We start from the raw sequence: 21,136 nt of genomic DNA, 5'->3' as shown, positions 1-21,136 counted from the left end.
CGCCACCCCCTGCCCCACCTCCACCCCCTGCCCCGGCCTCCGTCGCGGCCGCTTCCCCGCCTCCGGCGCCCGCGGCGGTGCCGCAGCCCCCGGCGGCCGAGCCCGCGGCCAAGGCGGAGCCTGCCGCGGGCGGCGTGCAGGCGCAGATCGGCACCTACGTCAGCGACGCCCGCGCCGCTGCGGAGTGGGAGCGCCTGAAGAAGCGGCTCAGCCCGGTGCTCGATTCCTACGACCCGCTCTACGTGCCGCAGACGCGCAGCACCGACGGCCGCACGCTGTGGCTGGTGCGCGTCGGCAGCTTCGCCAGCCGCGACGAGGCCACACGCTTCTGCGACGAGGTGAAGGCCAAGGGCCATCCGGACTGCAAGCCCATCCTGCGGCCCTGACATGCCCGCCCGCGTCCCGTCCCCCGGCCCCGCGCTCCGCGCTGCCCGGTCCATGCTCGCCGTCGCGCTGGCGCTGTCGCCGGGGCTGGCGGCGGCGGAATCCCTCGACTCCGTGATCGAGGCCGCGCAGGAGCTGAAGCGCGCCGCCCCCGCCCCGTCCGCGCCACCGCTCGCCGAGGTGATCGACACGGCGCAGGCGCTCAAGCGCCAGGACGCGGCGACGCGCCCGCGCGCCGGCACGCTGGAGGCCGTCCTCGACCGCGGGCGGGAGCTCAAGCGCAAATACACCGGCGAGGCGCCGCCGCCACCGCCCGCCCCGTCGCTGGGCCGGATCGTCGAGCGGGCCCAGGACCTGAAACGGCAGGCCGCCGAGGCGGCCGAGGCGCGCGACCGCGAGACGGCGGCGCTGATCAAGGAGGTCGAGCGCGGGCCCACTCAGGAGGAGATCAACGCGCGCAAGGAGGCGTTCGTCCGCGACCGCCTCGACCCGATGCTGGGCGAGCGGCGGACGTTCCTGGTCAACCTCGACCAGCACATCCGCAAGCACGGCATCCTCGCCTTCGTCGCCGGCCTGAGCGAGGCCGACCGGAAGGCCTCGGCCGAGCTGGCCCGCATCACCGAGGACCAGCGCGCCCTGATGGCGGCGCACCCCGACCTGTTCACGGCCGACGACCTGCGCTCCAGCCAGGTGCTCACCGACCTGCTGAAGCTGCTGGCGCAGTAGACGGCCCGTCCGCCGCCGCCCGCGGGTCGGTGCCGCCCTTGCGGCGCTCCTCGGCGATCAGCTTCAGCATGGTGGCGACGGAGATCGAGCTGAGCGTCGCGCGGGCGATGTCCTCGATCTCCTCCAGCACGCCGCCGAGCGCCTGCCCCTCCGGCGTGGCGTCGCCGGGCTCGCGGCCGGCGCCAGGGGCGGAGTCGATGTCCTCGAACAGCAAGATGAGGTCGAGCAGCGTCAGGCGCTTGGCGTTGCCGCTGAAGCGGTAGCCGCCGCCGGCCCCGCGCACCGCCTCGACCAGCCCGGCGCGGCCCAGCGAGCGCAGCACCTTCGACAGGTGGTTGACCGAGATGCCGTAGCGCTCGGCGATCTCCGCGGCGGAGAACTGCTTCTCCGGGTCCGACGCCAGGTCGAGGATGGCGTACAGCGCGAAGCGCGTGGCCTTCTGCAGTCGCATCGATCAGAGGCTCTTTTCCAGTTCGATGAAGGGGCCGCCCCGCATGCCCTGGCTGCGGAAGAACGACATCAGCAGCGTCGCGTCCTTCGACAGCATGGTCCGCACCGTCTGCACGCCGGCCAGCCGGAAGCACGCGCAGATCGACTCGAACAGCTGCGTGCCGACCCCGAACTGCCGCGCCCCCGGCTTGACGTTGACCGCGAAGATCCAGCCCGAGGGCGGCGAGCCGAACTCCCACGCCCGCACCTCGCCGACGATGAAGCCGACCGGCCGCCCGTCGTGCTCGGCGATCAGGAAGAAGCGGTCCGGGGTGCGGCGGCGACCGTAGCGCTCGAACAGGTCGCTCCAGTAGTCCGGCTTCTCCAGGCCCGTGGTCTCGGCATCGAGCGCGATCACCGCCGGCACGTCCGACGGCTCGGCCGGGCGCACCTGCAACGCCGCCTCCGGGCCGTCCACGATAGAGGAATTCTGGTGCGACATTGCTGGTATCCCTGTGGCGCGCGTTCGAAGGTAATCCCGAACGCTTGGCGCGGCAATGGTGGGGCGTCAGCGGGCGGGCGCCAGAACCACGACGCTCCAGCGGACGTCGGCGCGTCCCAGCATGTCCTCCCGCTCGCCGACGTGGAGCGGCTGCAGGCCGAAGCGGCGGCCCAGGTCGACGGTCTCGCCGGCCGGGACGTCGAACATCCGGCGCCCCGCGGGCACCGGGCCGTGGCGGAGCGACAGCGAGACGCGTCCCCCGGGCCGCAGAAGGCCGGCGACGCGCTCCATGGCGGTCGCCCGCTCCGCGGCGTCCAGGTGCATCCAGACGGCGGTGAGCAGGATCAGGTCGAAGCGCCCGGCGCGCGCCATGACCACCGACAGGTCCGGCAGCCCGTCGTCGATCCAGGTGATTCGCGGCGACGGGTGGAGGCGGCGCCCGTGCGCCCGCAGTTCCGGCGTCGGCTCGACCGCCACGACGGTGTATCCGCGGGCCGCCAGCGCGCCCGCGTCGCGCCCGGTGCCCGCGCCGATGTCGAGCACGGCGCCGGGGGGCGCCGGCATCAGGTGCAGGACGTCGCGGTGCACCTCCTCGAAGGTGATGCCCTCGTACTGGCCGACCAGGGCGTCGGCGCTCTCCCCGTAGCCGGCGGTTCCCGGCAGGCCGGCGCCGCTCACCGCACCGCCTCGGCCACCAGCCGCACCCCCAGGGCCGCCATCACCGCGCCGGCCGCGCGGTCGATCCACGCCTTGGAGCGCAGGTAGGCCGCCCGCGGCCGGCCAGCGGAGAAGGCCACGGCCACCAGCGCGTACCAGCCCGCCTCGATGGCGAAGATCGCCGGCGGCAGCACCGCCGACACCCACAGCGGCGGGTCGGCGGGCAGCAGCGCCGCGAAGATGCTGGCGTAAACCACCGCGGTCTTCGGGTTGCTCAGCTGAGTCGCCAACGCGAAGCCGAAGCTGCGCCCCGCGCCATGCCCCCCGCCCCCGGCGGTGTCGGGCACCGCGATGGGCTGCCGCGCCCCCTGCCAGATGAACACGCCGAGGTACACGAGGTACAGCCCGCCGGCCACCTTCAGCGCCACGAACAGCGCCGGCACCGCCGCCAGCACCGCGTGCAGGCCGAGCAGCGCCAGCGCGCAGAACACCACCCCGCCGACGCCCATGCCCAGCGCCGCCGCCAGCCCGTCACGCCGCGACACGGCAATGGAGGTGCGCGCCACCAGCACGAAGCTCGGCCCCGGGCTGACCGCCCCGACCGCAAGCGCGCCAAGGATGCTGAGAAGGGCGATGGTAGGGGTCATGGTGGCTCTCGTCAGGTCTTGGGTTGGGAGATTCCGGCGTCGCCCACGACAGTCACGCCGTCCATGGCGGTCGTGCCGCCGATCATCACCGGTGCGGGCGCCTCGCCCTCCGTCCAGAAACGGCCGCTCCAGATCGGAAAGTTCGGGTCGCCGCCCTCGAACTCCACCCAGATGCTGGTGCCGGCCGGTGGAACGGCCAAAGGGCCGGCGGCGGGCGCGCAGGGCAGCGCCCAATCGAGCAGCGCGCCAGGGAGAGCCGGCACCTCGGACAGAACGCGGCCGAGCTTCAGGGGATCGTCGTTGTCCAGAACGAGCGCGCGGTACTTGCCGTAATAGCGCCCGGGGCCCTCGGACGGGGGATGCTTCGCTCGTCTCATCGCTCGTCTCCCGGTGGCGGAAGAAGGAGCCTAGCGCAAAAAAGAAGGCCCCGGAACGGGGCCGTCTTCTTGTCGATCAGATGACGTGGAACAGGTACAGCAGGATGATGACGGGGATCGGAATCCCCAGCAGCCACAGCAGCGCTCCGCGCATATCGGTCCTCTTTCGCAGTGGGGTGAATCACCCGTTCCCCCGACAACACGTGGCTTCGTCCGAGGTTGCATGTTGACGTATAGGTCAACCTGATGTGCTATGGTGCAAACGACAACGCCAGGAGAGGGAACGACCATGACCGACACCATCGCCGTCACCGACCGGGACGGCACGCGACTGATCCGCATGGACCGGCCGCAGAAGAAGAACGCACTGACGCTCGACATGTACCGGGCGATGATCGCGGCGATCCGCAGCGGCGAGCAGGACGACTCGGTGCTCAACTACATCCTGTGCGGCGCCCCCGGCGCCTTCAGCGCCGGCAACGACCTGAACGACTTCCTCGCCCACGGCACCGCCGGCGGCTCCACCGTCGGTTCGCCGGTCCTGGAATTCCTCGACACCATCCTGCGCGCCACCAAGCCGCTGATCGCCGCGGTGGACGGCGTGGCGGTCGGCATCGGCACCACGATGCTGATGCACTGCGACTTCGTCTACGCCACGCCCGGCTCGCGCTTCCAGCTGCCGTTCGTCAACCTCGGCCTGGTGCCGGAGGCGGCCTCGTCGCTGATCCTGCCGCGCCGGGTCGGCCACCAGAAGGCGGCGGAGATCCTGCTGCTCGGTGAGCCGTTCGACGCCGCCGCGGCGCTGGGCTATGGCATGGTCAACGCCGTGGTCGAGCCGGACGCGCTGATGGACCACGCGCTGGGCGTGGCGCGCAAGCTGGCCGCCAAGCCGCAAGGCGCGCTCCGCCGCAGCAAGGCGCTGCTGAAGGCCGACGTCGAGGTGGTGGCCGCGCGCATCGCCCAGGAGGCCGAGGTGTTCAACGAATGCCTGCGCTCGGCCGAGCTGCGCGAGGCGGTGGCGGCGTTCATGGAGCAGCGCCCGCCCGACTTCTCGCGCTGCCGATAGGGGTGATCCGGAGCGGCGGGGCCCGCCCGGATCGGTTACGCCATCGGGGCGTCTGGTGGAGCGTTCACACCCCGCTATCGTGGATGGGACGTTGGTCCGAAAGGAATCCCTGATGCCGGCCACCCTCCCCGTCCGCGAGTCGCCCGCCGCCCCGACCACCCGCATCGAAGCCACCGCCGCCGAGGTGGCGCAGAAGCTGTCCACCTTCCTGGCCGGCGTGCCGGCGGAAACGCGCGAAATGGCCATCGACGCCTACCGCCGCATCACGCTGGAGCTGCTGACCACCCGCGGCCTGCCGCCCGAGCAGGCCAATCCGCTGATCGAAAACATCGTCCGGGACATCCGCTTCCGCGTCGCCGCGGTGGAGCGCGCCGGCGGCGCGGTGGCAGGCCGGGCGTAACGGCCGGCATCATGTGCGCCGCGTGCAGCCCTGTCATGGGCTGAGGACCATTGGCGGGGCGGACGGTGCGCGGTTAGGGTCGTGGTATGACCGATACCATCGACAGCCCCGCCGTCCCGGTTCCCGTCCGCTCCATCGCGCTGCTCAGCCTCGCCGCGTTCGCCTCGGCGGCCACGGCGCGCGTCGCCGACCCGCTGCTGCCGCAGGTCGCCGAGGAGTTCGGCACCAGCATCGCCGCCGCCTCGGTGGTCGCCACCGGCTTCACCCTGGCCTATGGGCTGTGCCAGGTGATCTACGGCCCCATCGGCGACCGCTGGGGCAAGTACACGCTGATCGCCGCGGTGACGCTGCTGTCGGCGCTCGGCACCGGGCTGGCGGCGCTGGCCGGGGATCTGGCGACGCTCGGCGGGCTGCGGCTGGTCAGCGGCGCCACGGCGGCGGCGATCATCCCGCTGTCCATGGCGCACATCGGCGACATCGTCCCCTACGAGGTGCGGCAGCCGGTGCTGGCGCGCTTCATGTCCGGGCAGATCATGGGCGTCATCGCCGGGCAGGCGGCCGGCGGGGCGCTCGGCGAGTGGATCGGCTGGCGCGGCGTGTTCCTGGCGCTGGCCGCCGTGTACGTCGGCATCGGCGCGCTGCTGGTGCGGGAGCTGCGCTCGCCGCGGGTGGTGCAGCACCGCAACCCGGTCAGCGTGGCCGGGCTGGTCTCCAACTTCATCGCGCTGGCGCGCAGCCCGCGGGTGCGGCTGGTGGTCGGCGTGGTGTTCGTCGAGGGCATGCTGTTCTTCGGCGGCTTCACCTTCGTCGGCGCCTACGTGCGGCAGGCCTACGGGCTGGGCTACACCGCCATCGGCGCGCTGCTCGCCGCCTTCGGCATCGGCGCCCTGGTCTACACCACCACGGCGGCGCGGGTGGTCAAGGCGCTGGGCCAGCGCAACATGGTGCTGGCCGGCGGCGTGCTGCTGGCGCTGGCCTTCGCCGCCTTCGCGCTGAGCCCGCCCTGGTGGCTGCTGCCGCTACCCATCGCGGTGTGCGGGTTGGGCTTCTACCTGTTCCACAACACGCTGCAGACCCAGGCGACGCAGATGGCGCCCTACGCGCGCGGCGTGGCGGTGTCGGTGTTCGCGTCCTGCTTCTTCCTCGGGCAGGCGGCCGGCGTGGCGCTCGGCGGGCCGCTGGCGGAGGCGGTGGGCTACCCGCCGCTGTTCCTGCTGGCCGGCGCGACGCTGCCGCTGCTGGCGGCGCTGTTCCGGGCGAGGATCTGATTGGCTTGACGCCGGCCCGCGCCGCCCCACCCTCCAGGGCATGACCCGCGGCACCCTGTTCCTGATCCTCGTCCTGGCGGCGGCCTGCGCCGGCGCCCTCGGCTGGGCGGCGTACCAGCTCTACCTCGCCTCCGACAGCATGAGCGTGCATGGCTGGCTGGCGCTCGGCCTGGGGTCGCTGGGGGTGGCGCTGCTGACCTGCGGGCTGATGCGGCTGGTCTTCCTCTCCAGCCGCGGCGGCTGGGACCAGTGATGCGCTACACCGGCTCCACCGCGCGCAGGCGGTCGAGCAGGCGGCGCAGCTCGGCGCCGCCATAGGGCTTGGCGAGGATCGCGGAGCCCGGCGCCGAGGCGTCGAAGCCCTCCACCATGTCGCCGTACCCGGTCGCCAGCACCACGCGCAACGCCGGCCACCGGCGGCGGGCCGCGCGAGCCAACTCGGCACCGCTCATGCCGGGCAGGCGCATGTCGGTGAACAGCACGTCCACCTCGCCCAGGGCGTCCAGCCGTTGCAGCGCGGTCTCGGCGTCGGCGGCCTCGCCGACCACCTTGGCGCCGACGTCGGCCAGCAGCTCCAGCGTCGACAGGCGGATCAGCTCGTCGTCCTCGACGATGAAGACGCGCGGCGGCGCGGCGCCGGACGGCGGCGGCGGGGCCGGCTGCTCGGCGCGGGTGCCGAGCGCCGCCCGCACGGCGCGCGCCAGCTCGACGCCGCGGTAGGGCTTGCGCAGCAGCGGATAGCCATGCACCACGCCGTGCTCCGAGGTCAGCGCCTGCGCGGTGTAGCCGGAGGTCAGCAGCACGCGCAGCCCCGGCCGCAGCGCCTGCGTCCGCCGCGCCAGATCGGCGCCGTTGACGCCGCGCGGCATCACCACGTCGGTGAACAGCAGAGCGATGCCGTCCGCCGCCTCCAACACCTCCAGCGCCTCGACACCGTCCTGGGCGGTCAGCACGCGGTAGCCGAGCGCCTGCAGCGTGTCCACCGCCACGGTGCGGACGTCGGGGTCGTCCTCGGCCACCAGCACCGTCTCGCCGGCGCCGGCCAGCGCGTCGCCGCTCTCCTCGGGCGGCGGAGCCACGGCCGGCTCCTCGGCACCGGCGGCGGCGGGCAGCCAGATCTGCACGGTGGTGCCCGTGCCCGGCGCGCTCTCCAGCCGGACCTGCCCGCCCGACTGGCGGACGAAGCCGTAGACCTGGCTCAGCCCCAGGCCGGAACCCTTGCCGACGTCCTTGGTGGTGAAGAACGGGTCGAAGACGCGCGGCAGCACGTCGGGCGAAATGCCGCTGCCGGTGTCGCGCACCGCCACCACCAGCCAGTCGCCGTCGGCGAGGCCGGAGGGCGCGTCGGGAGCGGGCAGAGCCAGCCCGCGCGTCGATACGGTGATGCGTCCGCCGGGCGGCGTGGCGTCGCGGGCGTTGACCACGAGGTTGAGCACCGCCGCCTCGAACTGGCTGGTGTCGACGCGGCAGGGGCGCAAATCGTCGCCGAGGTCGAGGGTGACCTCCACCGCCTCGCCCACCGCGCGGCGGATCAGCGGCTCCAGCTCGCGCACCAGCCGGTTGACGCCGGCGACCTCCGGCCGCAGCGGCTGGCGGCGCGCGAAGGCGAGGAGCTGCTGCGTCAGCCGCTCGCCGCGGCCGGCGGCGGCCAGCGCCCCGCCGACCAGCCGGCGCACCCGCTCCGGGTCGTCGGCGGCGCGCTCGACCATGTCCAGGTTGCCGACGATGACGGTCAGCAGGTTGTTGAAGTCGTGCGCCACGCCGCCGGTCAGCTGGCCGATCGCCTCCAGGCGCTGGGCGCGGGCCAGCTGCGCCTCGGCGCGCTCGCGCTCGGCGCTCTCGGCCAGCAGCAGGCGGTTGGAGTCGGCCAGCTCGCGCGTGCGCTCGGCGACCAGCCGCTCCAGCTCGTCGCGCGAGCGGGCCAGCGCCTGCCGCGCCTCCTGGATCTCGGTGATCTCGGCCAGGCTGCCGATCCAGCGCGTCGGCCGGCCCAGGGAATCGCGGATCGGCAGGCCGCGCACCTTGAACCAGCGGTATTCGCCGTCGTGCCGGCGCAGCCGGTATTCCAGATCATAGTCGCCCTGCCCGGCCACCGTCGCCGCCCAGGCGGCGCGCACGCGCCCGCGGTCGTCGGGGTGGACCGCCTCCAGCCAGCCGTCGCCGAGGTGGCGTCCGGCCGGCACGCCGGTGAACTCGATCCATTGCCGGTTGAGGTAGTCGACGCGGCCGGCGCCGTCCGCCGTCCAGACCAGCTTGGGCATCGCCTCGACCAGGGTGCGGAATCGCTCCTCGCTCTGGTGCAGGGCGGCCACGACGCCGCGCAGGCGGTGCGCCACCCACACCACCGGCAGGCTGGTGAAGGCGAACAACCCGAGGCTGGTTGCCTCGGACGGCGTCAGGGCGTTGAACGTCAGGCGCACCGGGAAGAAGACGTACCACGCGAGAACGCTGCTCAGCGCCCACGCCGACAGGCCGGCCCGCCCGCCGCCGGCCAGGGTGGCGATGAGGATCGCCGGGTAGAAGGTGGCGAACGGCACGACGTTCGCGACGAACGGATCGAGTGCCAGCCGCGCGGCCAGCGCCAGCACGACGCACAGGACCGCGGCACCGTGCGCGCGCAGCAGGTTCGGCCGGCCCACCACGAAACAGTCGAGGCTGCGCTCCAGCAGCGTCGTCACGGTCACCGTTCCTCCATTCCCCGTTTCGAGCCCTTATAATCGGCATTCCCGGCGCGGCGCAAAGGTGCGGCCGTTCTATGCCACCCCTCCAATCCGCCGAGCCGGCCCCTCCCGAACGCGAAAAGGCCGCCCCGAGGGGCGGCCCTTCCTGCACGGACGGCAACGGGTGCGATGCCCTTCTTGGGGCACCGCACCCTCGGCGTTCAACGACGCGGAGACTGGTGGATCAGACGACCTCGACCCGCTCCGCCTCGGGGCCCTTGGCGCCCTGGCGGATGGTGACGCGCACCTGCTCGCCGTCGGCCAAGCCGTCGAGGCCCGAGCGCTCCAGCGCGCGGATGTGGACGAAGATGTCCTTGCCGCCGGAGACCGGGGCGACGAAGCCGAAGCCCTTGGTCGCGTTGAACCACTTCACGGTGCCGTCGACGACCTCGCCGTCGCCGCCCTGGTCGGCGTAGCGGTCGTAGCCGCCGCGGTCATATCCCCCGCCGTAGTCGCCGCGCGGAGCGCGCGGGGCACGCTGCGGCGCGCTGGCGGTGGAGGTGTCCACGGAGTGGACGGTGGCCACCTGCAGGCCCTTCGGGCCGCGCGACAGGTCGCACACGATGGTCGCCCCGTCCGGCAGCGCGTCATGGCCGGAGAACTGAACGACGGTGGAGTGGAGGAAGGCGTCCGGCGAGCCGTCATCGGGGGTGACGAAACCGAAACCCTTGGTCGGGTTGTACCACTTGACGGTGGCGCGGATGTCGCGATGCGTGATCTCGGGAGCGCGGAAGGCGTTGCGCTGCGGGCGGTCGAACATGAACAAGTCTCGTGCAAGAAGTGACGCGCCGCGACCCCATACGGATTGCGGCTCAGAGAAGATGACCCGAGTTTGGCGACATTTCAATCGCCATTGTCCTCGCCACGGGAAAAACAACATTGTACCCCTCCCGTTGGCGAGTCCGTATGCACACGGCACGTCCTTCGGCGGAGGCATACCGACCTTCGGCCGAGGGAAATCGCGGGAGACTCGGAAGGAAAAGACTATGGCGAGCAAGGGCACACCCGCGGTCAACGCGGCCAAGGCGGCGGGCATGGAGTTCCGGCTGCTGGAGTACGACTACGATCCCAACGCCGACGCCATCGGCCTGCACGCCGCACAGGCGCTGGGGCTGGACCCGGCGGTGGTCTACAAGACGCTGGTGGCACAGCTCGACACCAAGGCGCTGGTGTGCACGGTGATCCCCGCCGGCGCGCGGCTCGACATGAAGGCGCTGGCGCACGCCGCCGGGGCCAAGAAGGCCGACATGGCCGACCCGGCGGCGGCGGAGCGCTCGTCCGGCTACACGGTCGGCGGCATCAGCCCGCTGGGCCAGCGCAAGCCGCTGCGCACTTTCATCGATTCGAGCGCCGAGTCGCTGCCGGAGATGGTGGTGAACGGCGGCCGGCGCGGCCTGCAGATCGCCTGCAAGCCCGCCGACCTCGCCCGCGCGCTCAAAGCTGTGCTATGCCCCATCACGGTGAAATGACTCTTCGGAAGGCCGGCATGGACATCGCCATCGTCATCCCCTCGCGCTACGGCTCGAAGCGGCTTCCCGGCAAGCCGATGCTGCCGATCCGGGGCAAGAGCCTGCTTCATCGGGTGTGGGCCATCGGCAAGGCGGTGCAGGGCGTCAGCGAGGTCTACGTCGCCACCGACGACGAACGCATCGCCGAGCACGCCCGCGGCTTCGGCGCCGTGCCGATCATGACCTCCCCCGACTGCGCGAATGGCACCGAGCGCGCACACGCGGCGATCCGGACGCTGGCGAAGCGGCCGGACGCGGTCATCAACCTGCAGGGCGACGCGGTGCTGACGCCGCCCTGGGTGGTGCAGGCGCTGGTCGATGCCTTCCACGCCGACCCGACGGTCAGCATCGTCACCGCGGCCGTGCACTGCTCGTGGGAGCAACTGGCAGCCCTGGAGGAGCACAAGCGCGCCAACCCGGCCAGCGGCACCCTGGTGACCATGGACCGCACCGGGCGGGCGCTGTACTTCTCGAAAACCGTCATCCCGTACCTGCGCACCCGCGACACGTCGCAGAAGCCGCCGGTCTACCGGCACATCGGCATCTACGGCTATTCGGTGGAGGCACTCGACCGCCTCGCCACGCTGGAGCCGACGCCGCTGGAGCAGGCCGAGCAACTGGAGCAGTTGCGCGCGCTGGAGAACGGCATCCCGATCCAGGTGGTGACGGTGGATTACCGCGGCCGCACGCACGGCTCGGTGGACGCGCCGGGCGACGTGCCGGTGGTGGAGGCGATCATCGAGCGCGAAGGAGAACTGGTGTGAACCTCGTTTTCGCCCGTCACGGCAACACCTTCGGCCCCGGCGACAAGGTCGTCTGGGTCGGGCGCGAGACCGACCTGCCCCTGGTCGAACGCGGCGAGGAACAGGCGCGCGAGGCCGCCGAGGCGTTGCGGACGGCCGGGCTGGTGCCGGCGTCGGTGACCTCGGGCACGCTGAAGCGGACTCGTGGGTTCGCCGGGATTGTGCGCGACGCGCTGTGCCCGCAGGTGACGGCTGTACAGGATCCCCGCCTGGACGAGATCGACTACGGCGCCTGGGCCGGGCTGAGTTCCGAGGAGATCGCCGCGCTGCCCGGCGGCACCGCGATGGCCGAGGCGTGGCAGAAGGAAGATGTCTGGCCGGAGGGTGCCGGGTGGCGCTCGACGCGAGGCGAGATCCTGGACGCGCTGCGCTCGTTCCTCGACGAGGTGCTGGCGAACGCCAAGGACGGCGAGACGCGGCTGATCGTGTCGAGCAACGGAACGCTGCGCTTCGTGCCGCGGCTGCTGGGGATCCCCGAGCCGGGCGTGTCGTACCAGATGAAGACCGGGCACCTGGGGCTGGTGCGGCGCGAGGAAGGCCGGCTGCGGCTGGTGTGCTGGAACGCGAAGCCGGAGAAATTTGGCATCGGTTAGCTTGCGAGCAGAAGAATGGAAGAGGTGGGATGGGCCGCCCCTTCCACCTCCCCGCGCCTCACAGCAAGAACGGCGCGATGATTCTCAAAACATCCGTGATCGCGTCGAGCACCCATTGAATCTGAGAAGCCGTGCTCTTAATTTTTGCGAGAGATTTTTCCAATTTCGTTAAAGATACGCTCAACTTCTTGGCCGGATCCTGGTCAATTTTATACTCCTTATGGAGTTCCGAGATCGCGATGGCCAGAAGGCGCTGCAACTCCGTGTTGCCTGCGTTGTATGCGTTGAGACACAGCTGCACTTGGGCTTCACTCAACACCGGGTTCGACATGGCGCGGTGAAGTTCATCCTGGAGCCGCTGAAGTGCCTGTTTTGCCTGTTCATAAGTATCCATCTCTCACCCCCGGGACCTTCTATGACTTGCCCATTGCACGGTTGACGGCTTCTGCCGCGCGGTGCACGAACGCGGCAAAGGACTGGATCTGCTGGGAGGTGGTCGGGTCCTTCGGAGCTTTCAGTGCCGCGTGCGCGGCCACCATCTTCTTAAGTGCCGCTTGAACCTCGACCAGCGCCGCATCCGTCTGCCGCGCGCGGCTCAAATTGCTGTCATATACCTTTCCGGTGTAGTCAATCAGATCCGCACTTCCAAACTTCTGGTCTTTGCGAAGCCGGTTGATCAACACCGCGGAGTTCTGATCGATCTTGGCGACTTTCAGGGCCAAAATGGCTCGCAGGCCGTGCGCCAGTACGGGCTTTCCGCCCGGGTCTGTGATATCCACCGGCGAACCGATGGTCGCATCCAGGTAATTGGCATAATTGACGATGACGGGGTGATTCTCCTCGATCACCTTCGGCAACTCGGCATTCAATTTCTCCTGGACCAGGAAATCGCCGAGCGCACCGATCGCCCTCACCCCATTGTCAATGGTTTGGTTGTCGATCAGCAGCGCCCGAGCATTCGTCACGGTGGCCGTTTCAGCCGACAGTGCCTTGAGGCTGGCGCCAACCTTGCCGACCGACTGGGAGACGAGCGTCTGGGTTTCCGGGCTGGTCAAGCTCACAAGCTTGTCCGCATAGGCGCTGATCCCGTCAAGCACCATGTACTGCCGCGTGAGGAGTTGATCTGTCAGCACCGGCGTATCGGGCGACAGGGTGGTCACCGGCGGACAGTCGCTCGCACGGCACATGGCGGCGGTCGTTATGACCGCGCGGCTTTCGACCGTTTCAACGTTCTGCGCCGCTTGATAGCCGCCCCGCATGCTGGATGCTGCACCGCCCAAAGCGCTTGCGAACAACGCTACATTGCTTTGCGACGGTCCGATCGCACAACCAGCAGCAAGCAACGCAGCAGCTGTCGCCACCCCTCGAAGGAACAACGCATAAAATCCAACTGCCTTCGTGGCACCATGGCTGGGGTTTGTGATCGCAACGGTCACTGCATGACCTCCCGGTTGCTTAAAAAAGCACAGACACCCCGCAACGCCAGATTATAACGAGCGTTACGCAATACTGATCCCGTATTGCGAGAATAGGTATTCAGACTTAGGGCTTATGCATAGGACGCACGCGTCAGGAAAGCTGCCCCACCGCCCATTTCGCAGCATCCCGCACCGCCTCGTCGGGATCGTCCAGCAACCCCCGCGCCGTCTCCGCCTGCGCCGGATCGCCGGAGTTGCCCAGCGCGATCAGCACGTTGCGCACGAACCGGTCCCGTCCGATCCGCTTCACCGGGGAGGCGCTGAACAGCGCACGGAATCCCGCGTCGTCCAGCTTTGCCAGCTCCGCCAGCCGCGGCGCCGTCAGCTCCGCGCGCGGCTGGAACGCCGCCTCCTTCGACGCAACCGCGAAGCGGTTCCACGGGCACACCGCCAGGCAGTCGTCGCAGCCATAGATACGGTTGCCGATGGCCTCCCGGAACTCCTCGGGAATCGGCCCCTTGTGCTCAATGGTCAGGTACGAGATGCAGCGCCGGGCGTCGAGCCGGTACGGCGCCGGGAAGGCGTCGGTCGGGCAGACGTCCTGGCAGCGCCGGCAGGTGCCGCAGCGGTCCTGATGCGGCTCGTCGGGGGGAAGCTCCAGCGTCGTGTAGATCTCGCCGAGGAACAGCCAGGAGCCGTGCGTGCGCGACACCAGCACCGTGTGCTTGCCCTGCCAACCCACCGACGTCCGCGCCGCCAGCGGCTTCTCCAGCACCGGGGCGGTGTCGACGAACACCTTCACCTCACCACCGAAGCGGCTGACCATCCACTGCGCCAGCTGCTTCAGCCGGCCCTTGATCAGGTCGTGGTAGTCGCGGTTCAGCGCATACGCCGAGATGACGCCGCGGTCCTTGTGCTCCAGCTTCTCCAGCGGGTCGAAGCCCGGCGCGTAGGAGGTGCCGAGCACCACCACGCTGCGCGCCTCCGGCCACAGGCCGCGCGGGTCCTCACGGCGCTCGCGCTTCTCCTCCATCCAGGCCATGGAGCCGTGGTGGCCGGCCTCCAGGTAGCCGGCGAGGCCGGCGCGCGCGCCGTCGTCCAGCGCGGCGGCCGTGAAGCCAACCGGATCGAACCCGAGGGACCGGGCCCGCGCCCGGATCCCGGCCCGGATGTCCTCAGCCGCGGCCACGGTACGAGGCGACGCCCTGGTCGGGGATCCACACGCCCTTGGGCGGCTCGCCGGACTGGTAGAACACGTCGATCGGGATGCCGCCGCGCGGGTACCAGTAGCCGCCGATGCGGATCCACTGCGGGCTCAGCTCCGCCTCCAGCCGCTTGGCGATGGAGACGGTGCACGCCTCGTGGAAGGCGCCGTGGTTGCGGAAGGAGGTAAGGAACAGCTTCAGCGACTTGCTCTCGACCAGCCAGTCGCCCGGCACGTAGTCGATGACCAGATGCGCGAAGTCCGGCTGGCCGGTGATCGGGCACAGCGAGGTGAACTCGGGCGCCGCAAAGCGCACGAGGTACTGCGTGCCGGGGTGCGGGTTCGGCACGCGCTCCAGCACCGCCTGTTCGGGCGACTGCGGCTGTTCGGTCCTGCCGCCCAGCTGGGTCAGGCCCTGGTAGATCGTCGGATCGCTCATGTCAGCTCCTTCAGGGGGTCGGGCGTCGCCTCGACGTCCCCCAGCGCCATCTCGGCTTCCCAGGCGGTGGCCACCTCCTCGAAGCGGCCCTCCTCGATGGCGGCGCGCAGGCTCGCCATCAGGTCCTGGTAGAAGCGCAGGTTGTGCCACGTCAACAGCATGGGGCCCAGCATCTCACCCGCCTTGAACAGGTGGTGCAGGTAGCCGCGCGAATAGCCGGTGCAGGTCGGGCAGGTGCACTCGGCGTCCAGCGGGCGGTCGTCGTGGGCGTGGCGGGCGTTGCGGATGTTGATCTGGCCGCGCCGCACGAACGCCTGCCCGGTACGGCCGGAGCGCGTCGGCATCACGCAGTCGAACATGTCGATGCCGCGGCGGACCGAGCCGATCAGGTCGCTCGGCCGGCCGACGCCCATCAGGTAGCGCGGCCGGTCCTTCGGCAGCATCGGCGTGGTGAAGTCGAGGACGCGGAACATCTCCTCCTGCCCCTCGCCGACCGCGAGGCCGCCCACGGCGTAGCCGTTGAAGCCGATGCCGGTCAGCGCCGCCACCGATTCGGCGCGCAGGTCCTCGTACACGCCGCCCTGCACGATGCCGAACAGGCCGTAGCCGCAGCGCTCGACGAAGGCTTCCCTGCAACGCGCCGCCCACTTCATGGACAGGCGCATGGAGGATTCCGCCTGCGCGTGCGTCGCGGGGAACGGCGTGCACTCGTCGAAGGCCATGGTGATGTTGGAATCCAGCAGGTGCTGGATCTGCATCGAGCGCTCCGGCGTCAGCCGGTGCTTGGAGCCGTCGATGTGCGAGCGGAAGGTGACGCCGTCCTCGTCCAGCGTGCGCAGGTCGGACAGCGACATCACCTGGAAGCCGCCGCTGTCGGTGAGGATCGGCCCCGGCCAGTTCATGAATTTGTGGAGCCCGCCCAGCTGTGCGACGCGCTCGGCGGTCGGGCGCAGCATCAGGTGGTAGGTGTTGCCCAGCAGGATCTCGGCCCCGGTGGCCTTCACCTGCTCCGGGTGCATGCCCTTGACGGTGCCGGCGGTGCCGACGGGCATGAAGGCGGGGGTGTTGACCAGCCCGTGCGCGGTGTGCAGGCAGCCGCGGCGCGCGCCGCCGTCGGTCTTCAGGAGTTCGAACGCCAACCCGGTCACGGGGCCCTCATCAGCAGGGAGGTGTCGCCATAGGAATAGAACCGGTAGCCGGACGCGATGGCGTGCGCGTAGGCGGCCTTCATGCGCTCCATGCCGGCGAAGGCGCAGACCAGCATGAACAGCGTCGAGCGCGGCAGGTGGAAGTTGGTGAGCAGCACGTCCACCGCGCGGAACCGGTAGCCGGGGGTGATGAAGATGTCGGTTTCCGCCGCGAAGGGCGCCAGACGGCCGTCCTCGCTTGCTGCGGACTCCAGCAGGCGCAGCGCCGTGGTGCCGACCGCGACGATGCGCCCCCCGGCGGCCCGCGTGGCGTTCACCGCCTCGGCCGTGTCCGGGGAGATCTCGCCGTACTCGGCGTGCATCCGGTGCTCGGCGATGTCCTCGACCTTGACGGGGAGGAAGGTGCCGGCGCCGACGTGCAGCGTGACGGGCACGCGCCGGATGCCCCTGGCCTCCAGCGCGGCCAGCAGCTCCGGCGTGAAGTGCAGGCCGGCGGTGGGCGCGGCCACCGCGCCCTCCCGGGCGGCGAAGACGGTCTGGTAGTCGGCGCGGTCCTGCTCGTCCGGCGCGTCGCGGCGGATGTAGGGGGGCAGCGGCATGAAGCCGTGCTCGTGCAGCCGGGCGAACAGCCCGGCGCCGCCGACGTTGAAGCGCAGCCGCACCTCGCCGCCCTCGCGCTTCGCCTCGACGACCGCCGAGAATCCCGGGGCGAACGCCACGGTGTCGCCGACCTTCAGGCGCTTGCCGGGGCGGGCGAAGGCGGCCCAGGCGTCGTCGCCCTCGCGCTTGTGCAGCGTCGCCTCGACCTTCACGGCGCCGCGGGCGCCGGTCAAGCGCGCCGGAATGACGCGGGTGTCGTTGTAGACCAGAAGGTCGCCGGGCCGCAGCAGGTCCGGCAGTTCCCGGACGACACGGTCGGACAGGGACTCGCCGACCAGCAGCAGGCGCGCGGAGTCGCGCGGGCGCGCGGGGTGCGTCGCGATGCGGTCGGGCGGCAGCTCGAAGTCGAAATCGGCGGTCTTCATGAAGGCCGCGGGTATACCCGACTCCGGCGGCCGAAGGGAAGCGTCTGGCGGACATGGCCGGCCCGCGCGAACGTGGGCCGGCCCGTCCGCACGCTTACGCTCCGGCCGGCTGCGCCGCCGCGGCCTGCAGGTCGGCCGCGTCCGCCTCGATCGTGGCGATGCCGCAGCCGATCTTGCCGCTCCAGCCCAGGACCGTGGTCAGGAACGTGTACAGCGTGTCCTTGGAGACGCCGCTGACCAGCGGCACCTGCACCGCCTTGGCCTGAGCGGCGAAGTCCTCGACGTCCAGCATGTCCGCGGCGTTGTATTCGGCCATGTGCTGGTAGGCCATCTGCAGCAGCTCGCCCAGCAGGTTCAGCGGCGGCACGTTGACCGGCAGCGAGAGGTCCGCCGAAACCGGCATCCACCCCTCGAACAGCTGGCCGGGCAGCCACTGGTTGCGCAGCGGCGTGTAGGTGATGCCGGAGCCCTGGGACGCGCCCGTCGCCTTGCCGACCAGGCAGGTCACCGACGACAGCTCGTCCACCTTGTGGCCGTCGGTGTAGAGGTCGGCGACGTTGGCGAGCGACGGCAACGCCGTGTTCGGCGTCGCCGCCTGCGTGCTCCAGGCGTGCGGCACCACGTCGAACTGGTTCCACAGCAGCGTGTTCCATTGCTGGCGGCTGGTGGCGCCCGCCGGGGTCTGCTGGAAGGTGGTGTTGAACAGGTTGGCGAAGTTGGCGTTGCCCGGCGAGGCGCCGGCCGTCGGGTAGACGTTGGCCGCGGCGAACTGGCCCAGCCGGCCGGAGGCCTTGAGATACAGCGCCAGCGTCGGCGACAGCGCGCCGGCCAGGCTGTGCCCGGTGAAGACGATGGTGGCGCCCTTGTCGATGGTGGCGCCGGTCAGGTAGTCGGCGAGGCTCGCGCTGGTTTTACCGGAGTCCTGGCCCTCATACACCGTGCCGACCATCTGCAGCAGCTTGTAGACGCCGGTGGCCGTGCCCATCGAGATGTAAGCGCCGGTCTGGTCGTCGATCTGCCCGGAGGGCGCCGGCGACGGCGCCGTGGTCAGCGGCGCGTAGGAGGAGAAGTCCACCACCTGCGCGACGTCGAAATCCTCCGTCCCCCAGTCGAAGCCGGACATCGGGTTGGTCGCGGCGATGGCCACCACGTAGGTCGCGCCCAGGTTCGGCACGTCCGGGCAGTAGGCGACGTACATCGCGTTGTCGGCGACATCCGACCCGGCGTTCTGCCAGACCACCGGTCCCCAGGTGACGGTCCAGTCGCCGATCAGCGCGGACGCCCCGCTCTCCACGTTCTTTTCGGAGCCGGAGACCGTCAGGAAATAGGACAGCTCCTGCTGCAGCTGCGCCTGCAGGGCGCTCTGCGCCCCGTGGTCGAGCCACACCCGGTTCGCCAGCAGCGACAGACAAAAGGTCCGCTGAAATTCGTCATAGGCCGTCATCGTTCTCTCCCCCAATGGCAACACCCCACGTGCGGGATCGACGATACTTGGGCAATCCGGCGCCTCCAGCAGTAATGAGAGTCATTTTGAAGCAATTTCCGAACACCGTGACGCACTGCATGCTTGAGTATGCAGAACTGCGGCGGCATCCGCATACGCGAGTATTTTACCGGAGCGCGCCTACTCCGCCGCCCGCCCCTCCGCCCGATCGAACTGCAGCGCCGCCAGCCGGGCGTACAGGCCGCCCTGGCCGACCAGCTCGGCGTGGCGGCCGGAGGCGACGATCCGGCCCTGCTCCATCACCGCGATGCGGTCGGCGTTCAGCACGGTGGCGAGGCGGTGCGCGATGATCAGCGTGGTGCGCTGCTTCATCAGCTTTTCCAGCGCGTCCTGCACCATGCGCTCGCTCTCGGCGTCGAGCGCGCTGGTCGCCTCGTCGAGCAGCAGCACCGGCGGGTTGCGCAGGATCGCCCGCGCGATGGCGAGGCGCTGGCGCTGCCCGCCGGACAGCCGCACGCCCTTCTCGCCGAGGTAGGTGGACAGGCCGTCCGGCAGCGCCTCCAGGAAGTCCAGCGCGTGCGCCGCCTCGGCCGCGGCGCGCACCTCCTCGTCCGTCGCGTCGGGGCGGCCGTAGCGGATGTTCTCCCAGGCGTCGGCGGAGAAGATCACCGGGTCCTGCGAGACGAGGCCGATGCGCCGGCGCACCTCGGCCGGGTCGGCGTCGCGGACGTCCACGCCGTCCAGGCGCACCGCGCCGGCCTGCGGGTCGTAGAAGCGCAGCAGCAGCTGGAACACCGTGCTCTTGCCCGCCCCCGACGGGCCGACCAGCGCCACCGTCTCGCCCGGCGCCACGTCCAGCGTGAAGCCCTCCAGCGCCGCGTCGTCGGGGCGCGAGGGGTAGTGGAAGCGCACCTCCTCGAACGCCAGTGCACCGCGGGGCGGCACCGGCAGCGGCTTCGGCTGCGCCGGCGGCTGCACGTCGGAGCGGGTGGCCAGCAGGTCGAACAGCCGCTCGGTGGCGCCGGACGCGCGCTGCAGGTCGCCGACCACCTCGGACAGCGCGCCAACCGAGCCGGCGACCACCACCGCGTAGATGACGAAGGCCGACAGCTCGCCCGGCGTCAGCCGGCCGGCCAGCACGTCGTGGCCGCCGACCCACAGGATCAGCCCGACCGCGCCGAACACCAGCACGATCACCGCCACCGTCATCACCGCCCGCACCCGCACGCGGTCGATGGCGACGCGGAAGGCGTCCTCGACCCGTCCGGCGAAGCGGGCGCGCTCGTGCGGCTCGTGGGTGTAGGCCTGCACCGTGCGGATGCCCGTCAGCGTCTCGTCCACGTGGGCGCCGACGTCGGCGACGCGGTCCTGGCTGTCGCGCGACAGCCGGCGCACCCGGCGCCCGAACAGGATGATCGGCGCCACCACCACCGGCACGCCCAGCAGCACCAGCCCGGTCAGCTTGGCCGAGGTGAGCATCAGCATCCCCAGCCCGCCGATCAGCAGCAGCAGGTTGCGCAGCGCGATCGACACCGAGGAGCCGACCACCGTCTGCAGCAGCGTGGTGTCGGTGGTGATCCGCGACAGGATCTCGCCGGTGCGCGTCGTCTCGAAGAAGCCGGGGCTGAGGCTCAGCACATGGTCGTAGACGGCGCGGCGCAGGTCGGCGACCACCCGCTCGCCGATCCACGACACCAGATAGAACCGCCCGAAGGTGCTGGCCGCCATCAGCACGATGACGCCCAGCAGCACCAGCAGCGCGCGATCGAGCAGCGCCGCGTCGCCGGCCGCGAAGCCGCGGTCGACCAGCACCCGCATGCCCTGCCCGATGCCCAGCACGGTGCCGGCCGCCACCACCAGCGCCACGAAGGCGCCCAGCATCCGCAGGCGGTACGGCCACAGGAAGGGGACCAGCCGACGCAGCGGCTTGAGGTCGCGGCGCCTCTCGGCGGTTTCGTCGGTCGGCTGTTCGCGCACCGGAAATCCTTGGCTTATGACTGGATCTGAGCGGCCATATGGCACGCCGGGGGGCCATGCTCAAGATTAGGCGCGTCATGCGCACGGAACAGGTTGCATCCCGCCGATGTCGCCGCTATAAACGCGGCTCGCTTTTAGGGACCTCGGCCATGAAGAAAGACATCCATCCGGATTATCACGAGATCACCGTCGTCATGACCGACGGCTCCTCGTTCACGACCCGGAGCACCATGGGGAAGGCCGGCGACACCATTCGCCTGGACATCGACCCCAAGTCGCACCCGGCCTGGACCGGCGTGCAGAAGCTGCTGGACACGGGCGGCCAGATCGCCAAGTTCAACAAGCGCTTTGCCAACTTCGGCCTCAAGAACTAAGCCGAAGCCGGTCGCGTTTGCGAAAAG

25 protein-coding genes are annotated in these 21,136 nt (G+C 70.6%); 10 read left to right on the top strand and 15 right to left on the bottom strand.

The features are described from left to right. Positions 1–386: SPOR domain-containing protein (locus TSO221_RS24610; RefSeq protein WP_211099139.1), on the top strand; the 386-nt coding region annotated here is incomplete at its 5' end. A gap of 1 nt (position 387) precedes the next feature. Next, positions 388–1,110 carry a hypothetical protein gene (locus TSO221_RS24605; protein WP_158284200.1) on the top strand — a complete coding sequence of 241 codons (723 nt, stop codon included), beginning with the start codon at positions 388–390 and terminating at the stop codon, positions 1,108–1,110. Here the strand turns inward: TSO221_RS24605 and TSO221_RS24600 are convergent. The 5 genes from TSO221_RS24600 to TSO221_RS24580 all read right to left on the bottom strand — a co-directional run bounded on the left by TSO221_RS24600 (position 1,079) and on the right by TSO221_RS24580 (position 3,722). Beyond that, a complete protein-coding gene (locus TSO221_RS24600; RefSeq protein ID WP_109121153.1) occupies positions 1,079–1,561 on the bottom strand; it encodes an Rrf2 family transcriptional regulator in 483 nt (160 codons plus the stop codon). The two genes, TSO221_RS24605 and TSO221_RS24600, sit on opposite strands and share 32 nt — an antisense overlap. Before the next feature lie 3 nt (positions 1,562–1,564). Then, complete coding sequence (locus TSO221_RS24595; RefSeq protein WP_109121152.1) at positions 1,565–2,041, bottom strand: GNAT family N-acetyltransferase; 477 nt, start codon at positions 2,039–2,041, stop codon at positions 1,565–1,567. Between the two features lie 66 nt (positions 2,042–2,107). Beyond that, positions 2,108–2,719: a class I SAM-dependent methyltransferase gene (locus TSO221_RS24590; RefSeq protein ID WP_109121151.1), complete on the bottom strand. Its 612-nt coding sequence runs from the start codon at positions 2,717–2,719 to the stop codon at positions 2,108–2,110. After that, complete coding sequence (locus TSO221_RS24585; RefSeq protein ID WP_109121150.1) at positions 2,716–3,345, bottom strand: LysE family transporter; 630 nt, start codon at positions 3,343–3,345, stop codon at positions 2,716–2,718. Before TSO221_RS24585 ends, TSO221_RS24590 begins: the two co-directional genes overlap by 4 nt. Before the next feature lie 11 nt (positions 3,346–3,356). After that, a complete protein-coding gene (locus TSO221_RS24580; protein WP_109121149.1) occupies positions 3,357–3,722 on the bottom strand; it encodes a phage baseplate assembly protein V in 366 nt (121 codons plus the stop codon). A 289-nt stretch (positions 3,723–4,011) separates the two neighbouring features. Here TSO221_RS24580 and TSO221_RS24575 point away from each other — a divergent pair, with 289 nt between their 5' ends. The 4 genes from TSO221_RS24575 (at position 4,012) to TSO221_RS24560 (ending at position 6,709) form a co-directional block, all read left to right on the top strand. Then, a complete protein-coding gene (locus TSO221_RS24575; protein ID WP_109121148.1) occupies positions 4,012–4,788 on the top strand; it encodes an enoyl-CoA hydratase in 777 nt (258 codons plus the stop codon). 112 nt (positions 4,789–4,900) lie between these two features. Beyond that, positions 4,901–5,188, top strand: a complete 288-nt coding sequence (locus TSO221_RS24570) for a hypothetical protein (RefSeq protein WP_109121147.1) — start codon at positions 4,901–4,903, stop codon at positions 5,186–5,188. An 86-nt stretch (positions 5,189–5,274) separates the two neighbouring features. Continuing rightward, complete coding sequence (locus TSO221_RS24565; RefSeq protein ID WP_109121146.1) at positions 5,275–6,456, top strand: MFS transporter; 1,182 nt, start codon at positions 5,275–5,277, stop codon at positions 6,454–6,456. A gap of 40 nt (positions 6,457–6,496) precedes the next feature. Next, positions 6,497–6,709: a hypothetical protein gene (locus TSO221_RS24560; protein ID WP_109121145.1), complete on the top strand. Its 213-nt coding sequence runs from the start codon at positions 6,497–6,499 to the stop codon at positions 6,707–6,709. Between the two features lie 4 nt (positions 6,710–6,713). On the opposite strand, the gene TSO221_RS24555 is transcribed toward TSO221_RS24560, so the two are convergent. Together TSO221_RS24555 and TSO221_RS24550 are read right to left on the bottom strand one after the other, a co-directional pair. Continuing rightward, positions 6,714–9,140 (bottom strand): response regulator, encoded by a 2,427-nt coding sequence (locus TSO221_RS24555; protein ID WP_109121144.1) that lies wholly within the window; start codon positions 9,138–9,140, stop codon positions 6,714–6,716. Positions 9,141–9,360: 220 nt separating this feature from the next. Then, a complete protein-coding gene (locus tag TSO221_RS24550) occupies positions 9,361–9,936 on the bottom strand; it encodes a cold shock domain-containing protein (protein ID WP_109121143.1) in 576 nt (191 codons plus the stop codon). A gap of 226 nt (positions 9,937–10,162) precedes the next feature. Here TSO221_RS24550 and ybaK point away from each other — a divergent pair, with 226 nt between their 5' ends. Genes ybaK through TSO221_RS24535 form a run of 3 tightly spaced genes read left to right on the top strand, consistent with a single transcriptional unit; the run spans position 10,163 to position 12,080 of the window. Beyond that, positions 10,163–10,645 carry a Cys-tRNA(Pro) deacylase gene (ybaK, locus tag TSO221_RS24545; protein ID WP_109121142.1) on the top strand — a complete coding sequence of 161 codons (483 nt, stop codon included), beginning with the start codon at positions 10,163–10,165 and terminating at the stop codon, positions 10,643–10,645. A 17-nt stretch (positions 10,646–10,662) separates the two neighbouring features. Then, a complete protein-coding gene (kdsB, locus tag TSO221_RS24540) occupies positions 10,663–11,448 on the top strand; it encodes a 3-deoxy-manno-octulosonate cytidylyltransferase (protein ID WP_109121141.1) in 786 nt (261 codons plus the stop codon). After that, a complete protein-coding gene (locus tag TSO221_RS24535; protein ID WP_109121140.1) occupies positions 11,445–12,080 on the top strand; it encodes a histidine phosphatase family protein in 636 nt (211 codons plus the stop codon). The genes kdsB and TSO221_RS24535 overlap by 4 nt, the downstream gene beginning before the upstream one ends. A 58-nt stretch (positions 12,081–12,138) precedes the next feature. Here TSO221_RS24535 and TSO221_RS24530 read toward each other — a convergent pair whose 3' ends face one another. The 8 genes from TSO221_RS24530 to TSO221_RS24495 all read right to left on the bottom strand — a co-directional run bounded on the left by TSO221_RS24530 (position 12,139) and on the right by TSO221_RS24495 (position 20,735). Beyond that, positions 12,139–12,474, bottom strand: coding sequence for a hypothetical protein (locus TSO221_RS24530; RefSeq protein WP_146208900.1), 336 nt, complete (start codon positions 12,472–12,474; stop codon positions 12,139–12,141). A gap of 19 nt (positions 12,475–12,493) precedes the next feature. Beyond that, complete coding sequence (locus tag TSO221_RS24525; RefSeq protein ID WP_146208899.1) at positions 12,494–13,516, bottom strand: hypothetical protein; 1,023 nt, start codon at positions 13,514–13,516, stop codon at positions 12,494–12,496. 133 nt (positions 13,517–13,649) lie between these two features. Then, positions 13,650–14,687, bottom strand: a complete 1,038-nt coding sequence (gene queG / locus TSO221_RS24520; protein WP_109121137.1) for a tRNA epoxyqueuosine(34) reductase QueG — start codon at positions 14,685–14,687, stop codon at positions 13,650–13,652. Further along, entirely contained in the window at positions 14,674–15,141 is a 468-nt protein-coding gene (gene queF / locus TSO221_RS24515; RefSeq protein WP_109121136.1) for a preQ(1) synthase, read from the bottom strand. Before queF ends, queG begins: the two co-directional genes overlap by 14 nt. Then, a complete protein-coding gene (gene tgt / locus TSO221_RS24510; protein ID WP_109121135.1) occupies positions 15,138–16,289 on the bottom strand; it encodes a tRNA guanosine(34) transglycosylase Tgt in 1,152 nt (383 codons plus the stop codon). Before tgt ends, queF begins: the two co-directional genes overlap by 4 nt. Then, positions 16,286–17,314, bottom strand: coding sequence for a tRNA preQ1(34) S-adenosylmethionine ribosyltransferase-isomerase QueA (queA, locus tag TSO221_RS24505; RefSeq protein ID WP_109121134.1), 1,029 nt, complete (start codon positions 17,312–17,314; stop codon positions 16,286–16,288). Before queA ends, tgt begins: the two co-directional genes overlap by 4 nt. A 94-nt stretch (positions 17,315–17,408) precedes the next feature. After that, the gene (locus tag TSO221_RS24500; RefSeq protein WP_109121133.1) at positions 17,409–18,758 is read right to left on the bottom strand and encodes a hypothetical protein; all 1,350 of its coding nucleotides are present in this window, start codon (positions 18,756–18,758) and stop codon (positions 17,409–17,411) included. Between the two features lie 180 nt (positions 18,759–18,938). Then, on the bottom strand, positions 18,939–20,735 hold the full coding sequence (locus tag TSO221_RS24495; RefSeq protein WP_199229607.1) for an ABC transporter transmembrane domain-containing protein: 1,797 nt from the start codon (positions 20,733–20,735) through the stop codon (positions 18,939–18,941). Between the two features lie 149 nt (positions 20,736–20,884). Between TSO221_RS24495 and rpmE the strand changes: the two genes are divergently transcribed. Next, the gene (rpmE, locus tag TSO221_RS24490; protein ID WP_109121132.1) at positions 20,885–21,109 is read left to right on the top strand and encodes a 50S ribosomal protein L31; all 225 of its coding nucleotides are present in this window, start codon (positions 20,885–20,887) and stop codon (positions 21,107–21,109) included. Positions 21,110–21,136 lie beyond the last annotated feature (27 nt).

Origin of the sequence: Azospirillum sp. TSO22-1, assembly GCF_003116015.1 — a bacterium.
In the GTDB taxonomy this organism is placed as follows: domain Bacteria; phylum Pseudomonadota; class Alphaproteobacteria; order Azospirillales; family Azospirillaceae; genus Azospirillum.
The sequence above is the reverse complement of the archived record's forward strand: the minus strand, read 5'-3'. Positions and strand labels throughout refer to the sequence as shown.

Bases quoted from the DNA above. Each gene is read 5' to 3' on its own strand.
- TSO221_RS24595 (WP_109121152.1), bottom strand. From the start codon at position 2,041: ATGTCGCACCAGAATTCCTCTATCGTGGACGGCCCGGAGGCGGCGTTG.
- TSO221_RS24605 (WP_158284200.1), top strand. From the start codon at position 388: ATGCCCGCCCGCGTCCCGTCCCCCGGCCCCGCGCTCCGCGCTGCCCGG.
- rpmE (WP_109121132.1), top strand. From the start codon at position 20,885: ATGAAGAAAGACATCCATCCGGATTATCACGAGATCACCGTCGTCATG.
- TSO221_RS24580 (WP_109121149.1), bottom strand. From the start codon at position 3,722: ATGAGACGAGCGAAGCATCCCCCGTCCGAGGGCCCCGGGCGCTATTAC.
- queA (WP_109121134.1), bottom strand. From the start codon at position 17,314: ATGAAGACCGCCGATTTCGACTTCGAGCTGCCGCCCGACCGCATCGCG.
- TSO221_RS24560 (WP_109121145.1), top strand. From the start codon at position 6,497: ATGACCCGCGGCACCCTGTTCCTGATCCTCGTCCTGGCGGCGGCCTGC.
- TSO221_RS24575 (WP_109121148.1), top strand. From the start codon at position 4,012: ATGACCGACACCATCGCCGTCACCGACCGGGACGGCACGCGACTGATC.
- TSO221_RS24585 (WP_109121150.1), bottom strand. From the start codon at position 3,345: ATGACCCCTACCATCGCCCTTCTCAGCATCCTTGGCGCGCTTGCGGTC.
- TSO221_RS24500 (WP_109121133.1), bottom strand. From the start codon at position 18,758: ATGACGGCCTATGACGAATTTCAGCGGACCTTTTGTCTGTCGCTGCTG.
- queF (WP_109121136.1), bottom strand. From the start codon at position 15,141: ATGAGCGATCCGACGATCTACCAGGGCCTGACCCAGCTGGGCGGCAGG.
- kdsB (WP_109121141.1), top strand. From the start codon at position 10,663: ATGGACATCGCCATCGTCATCCCCTCGCGCTACGGCTCGAAGCGGCTT.
- TSO221_RS24550 (WP_109121143.1), bottom strand. From the start codon at position 9,936: ATGTTCGACCGCCCGCAGCGCAACGCCTTCCGCGCTCCCGAGATCACG.
- TSO221_RS24600 (WP_109121153.1), bottom strand. From the start codon at position 1,561: ATGCGACTGCAGAAGGCCACGCGCTTCGCGCTGTACGCCATCCTCGAC.
- TSO221_RS24570 (WP_109121147.1), top strand. From the start codon at position 4,901: ATGCCGGCCACCCTCCCCGTCCGCGAGTCGCCCGCCGCCCCGACCACC.
- TSO221_RS24530 (WP_146208900.1), bottom strand. From the start codon at position 12,474: ATGGATACTTATGAACAGGCAAAACAGGCACTTCAGCGGCTCCAGGAT.
- ybaK (WP_109121142.1), top strand. From the start codon at position 10,163: ATGGCGAGCAAGGGCACACCCGCGGTCAACGCGGCCAAGGCGGCGGGC.
- TSO221_RS24565 (WP_109121146.1), top strand. From the start codon at position 5,275: ATGACCGATACCATCGACAGCCCCGCCGTCCCGGTTCCCGTCCGCTCC.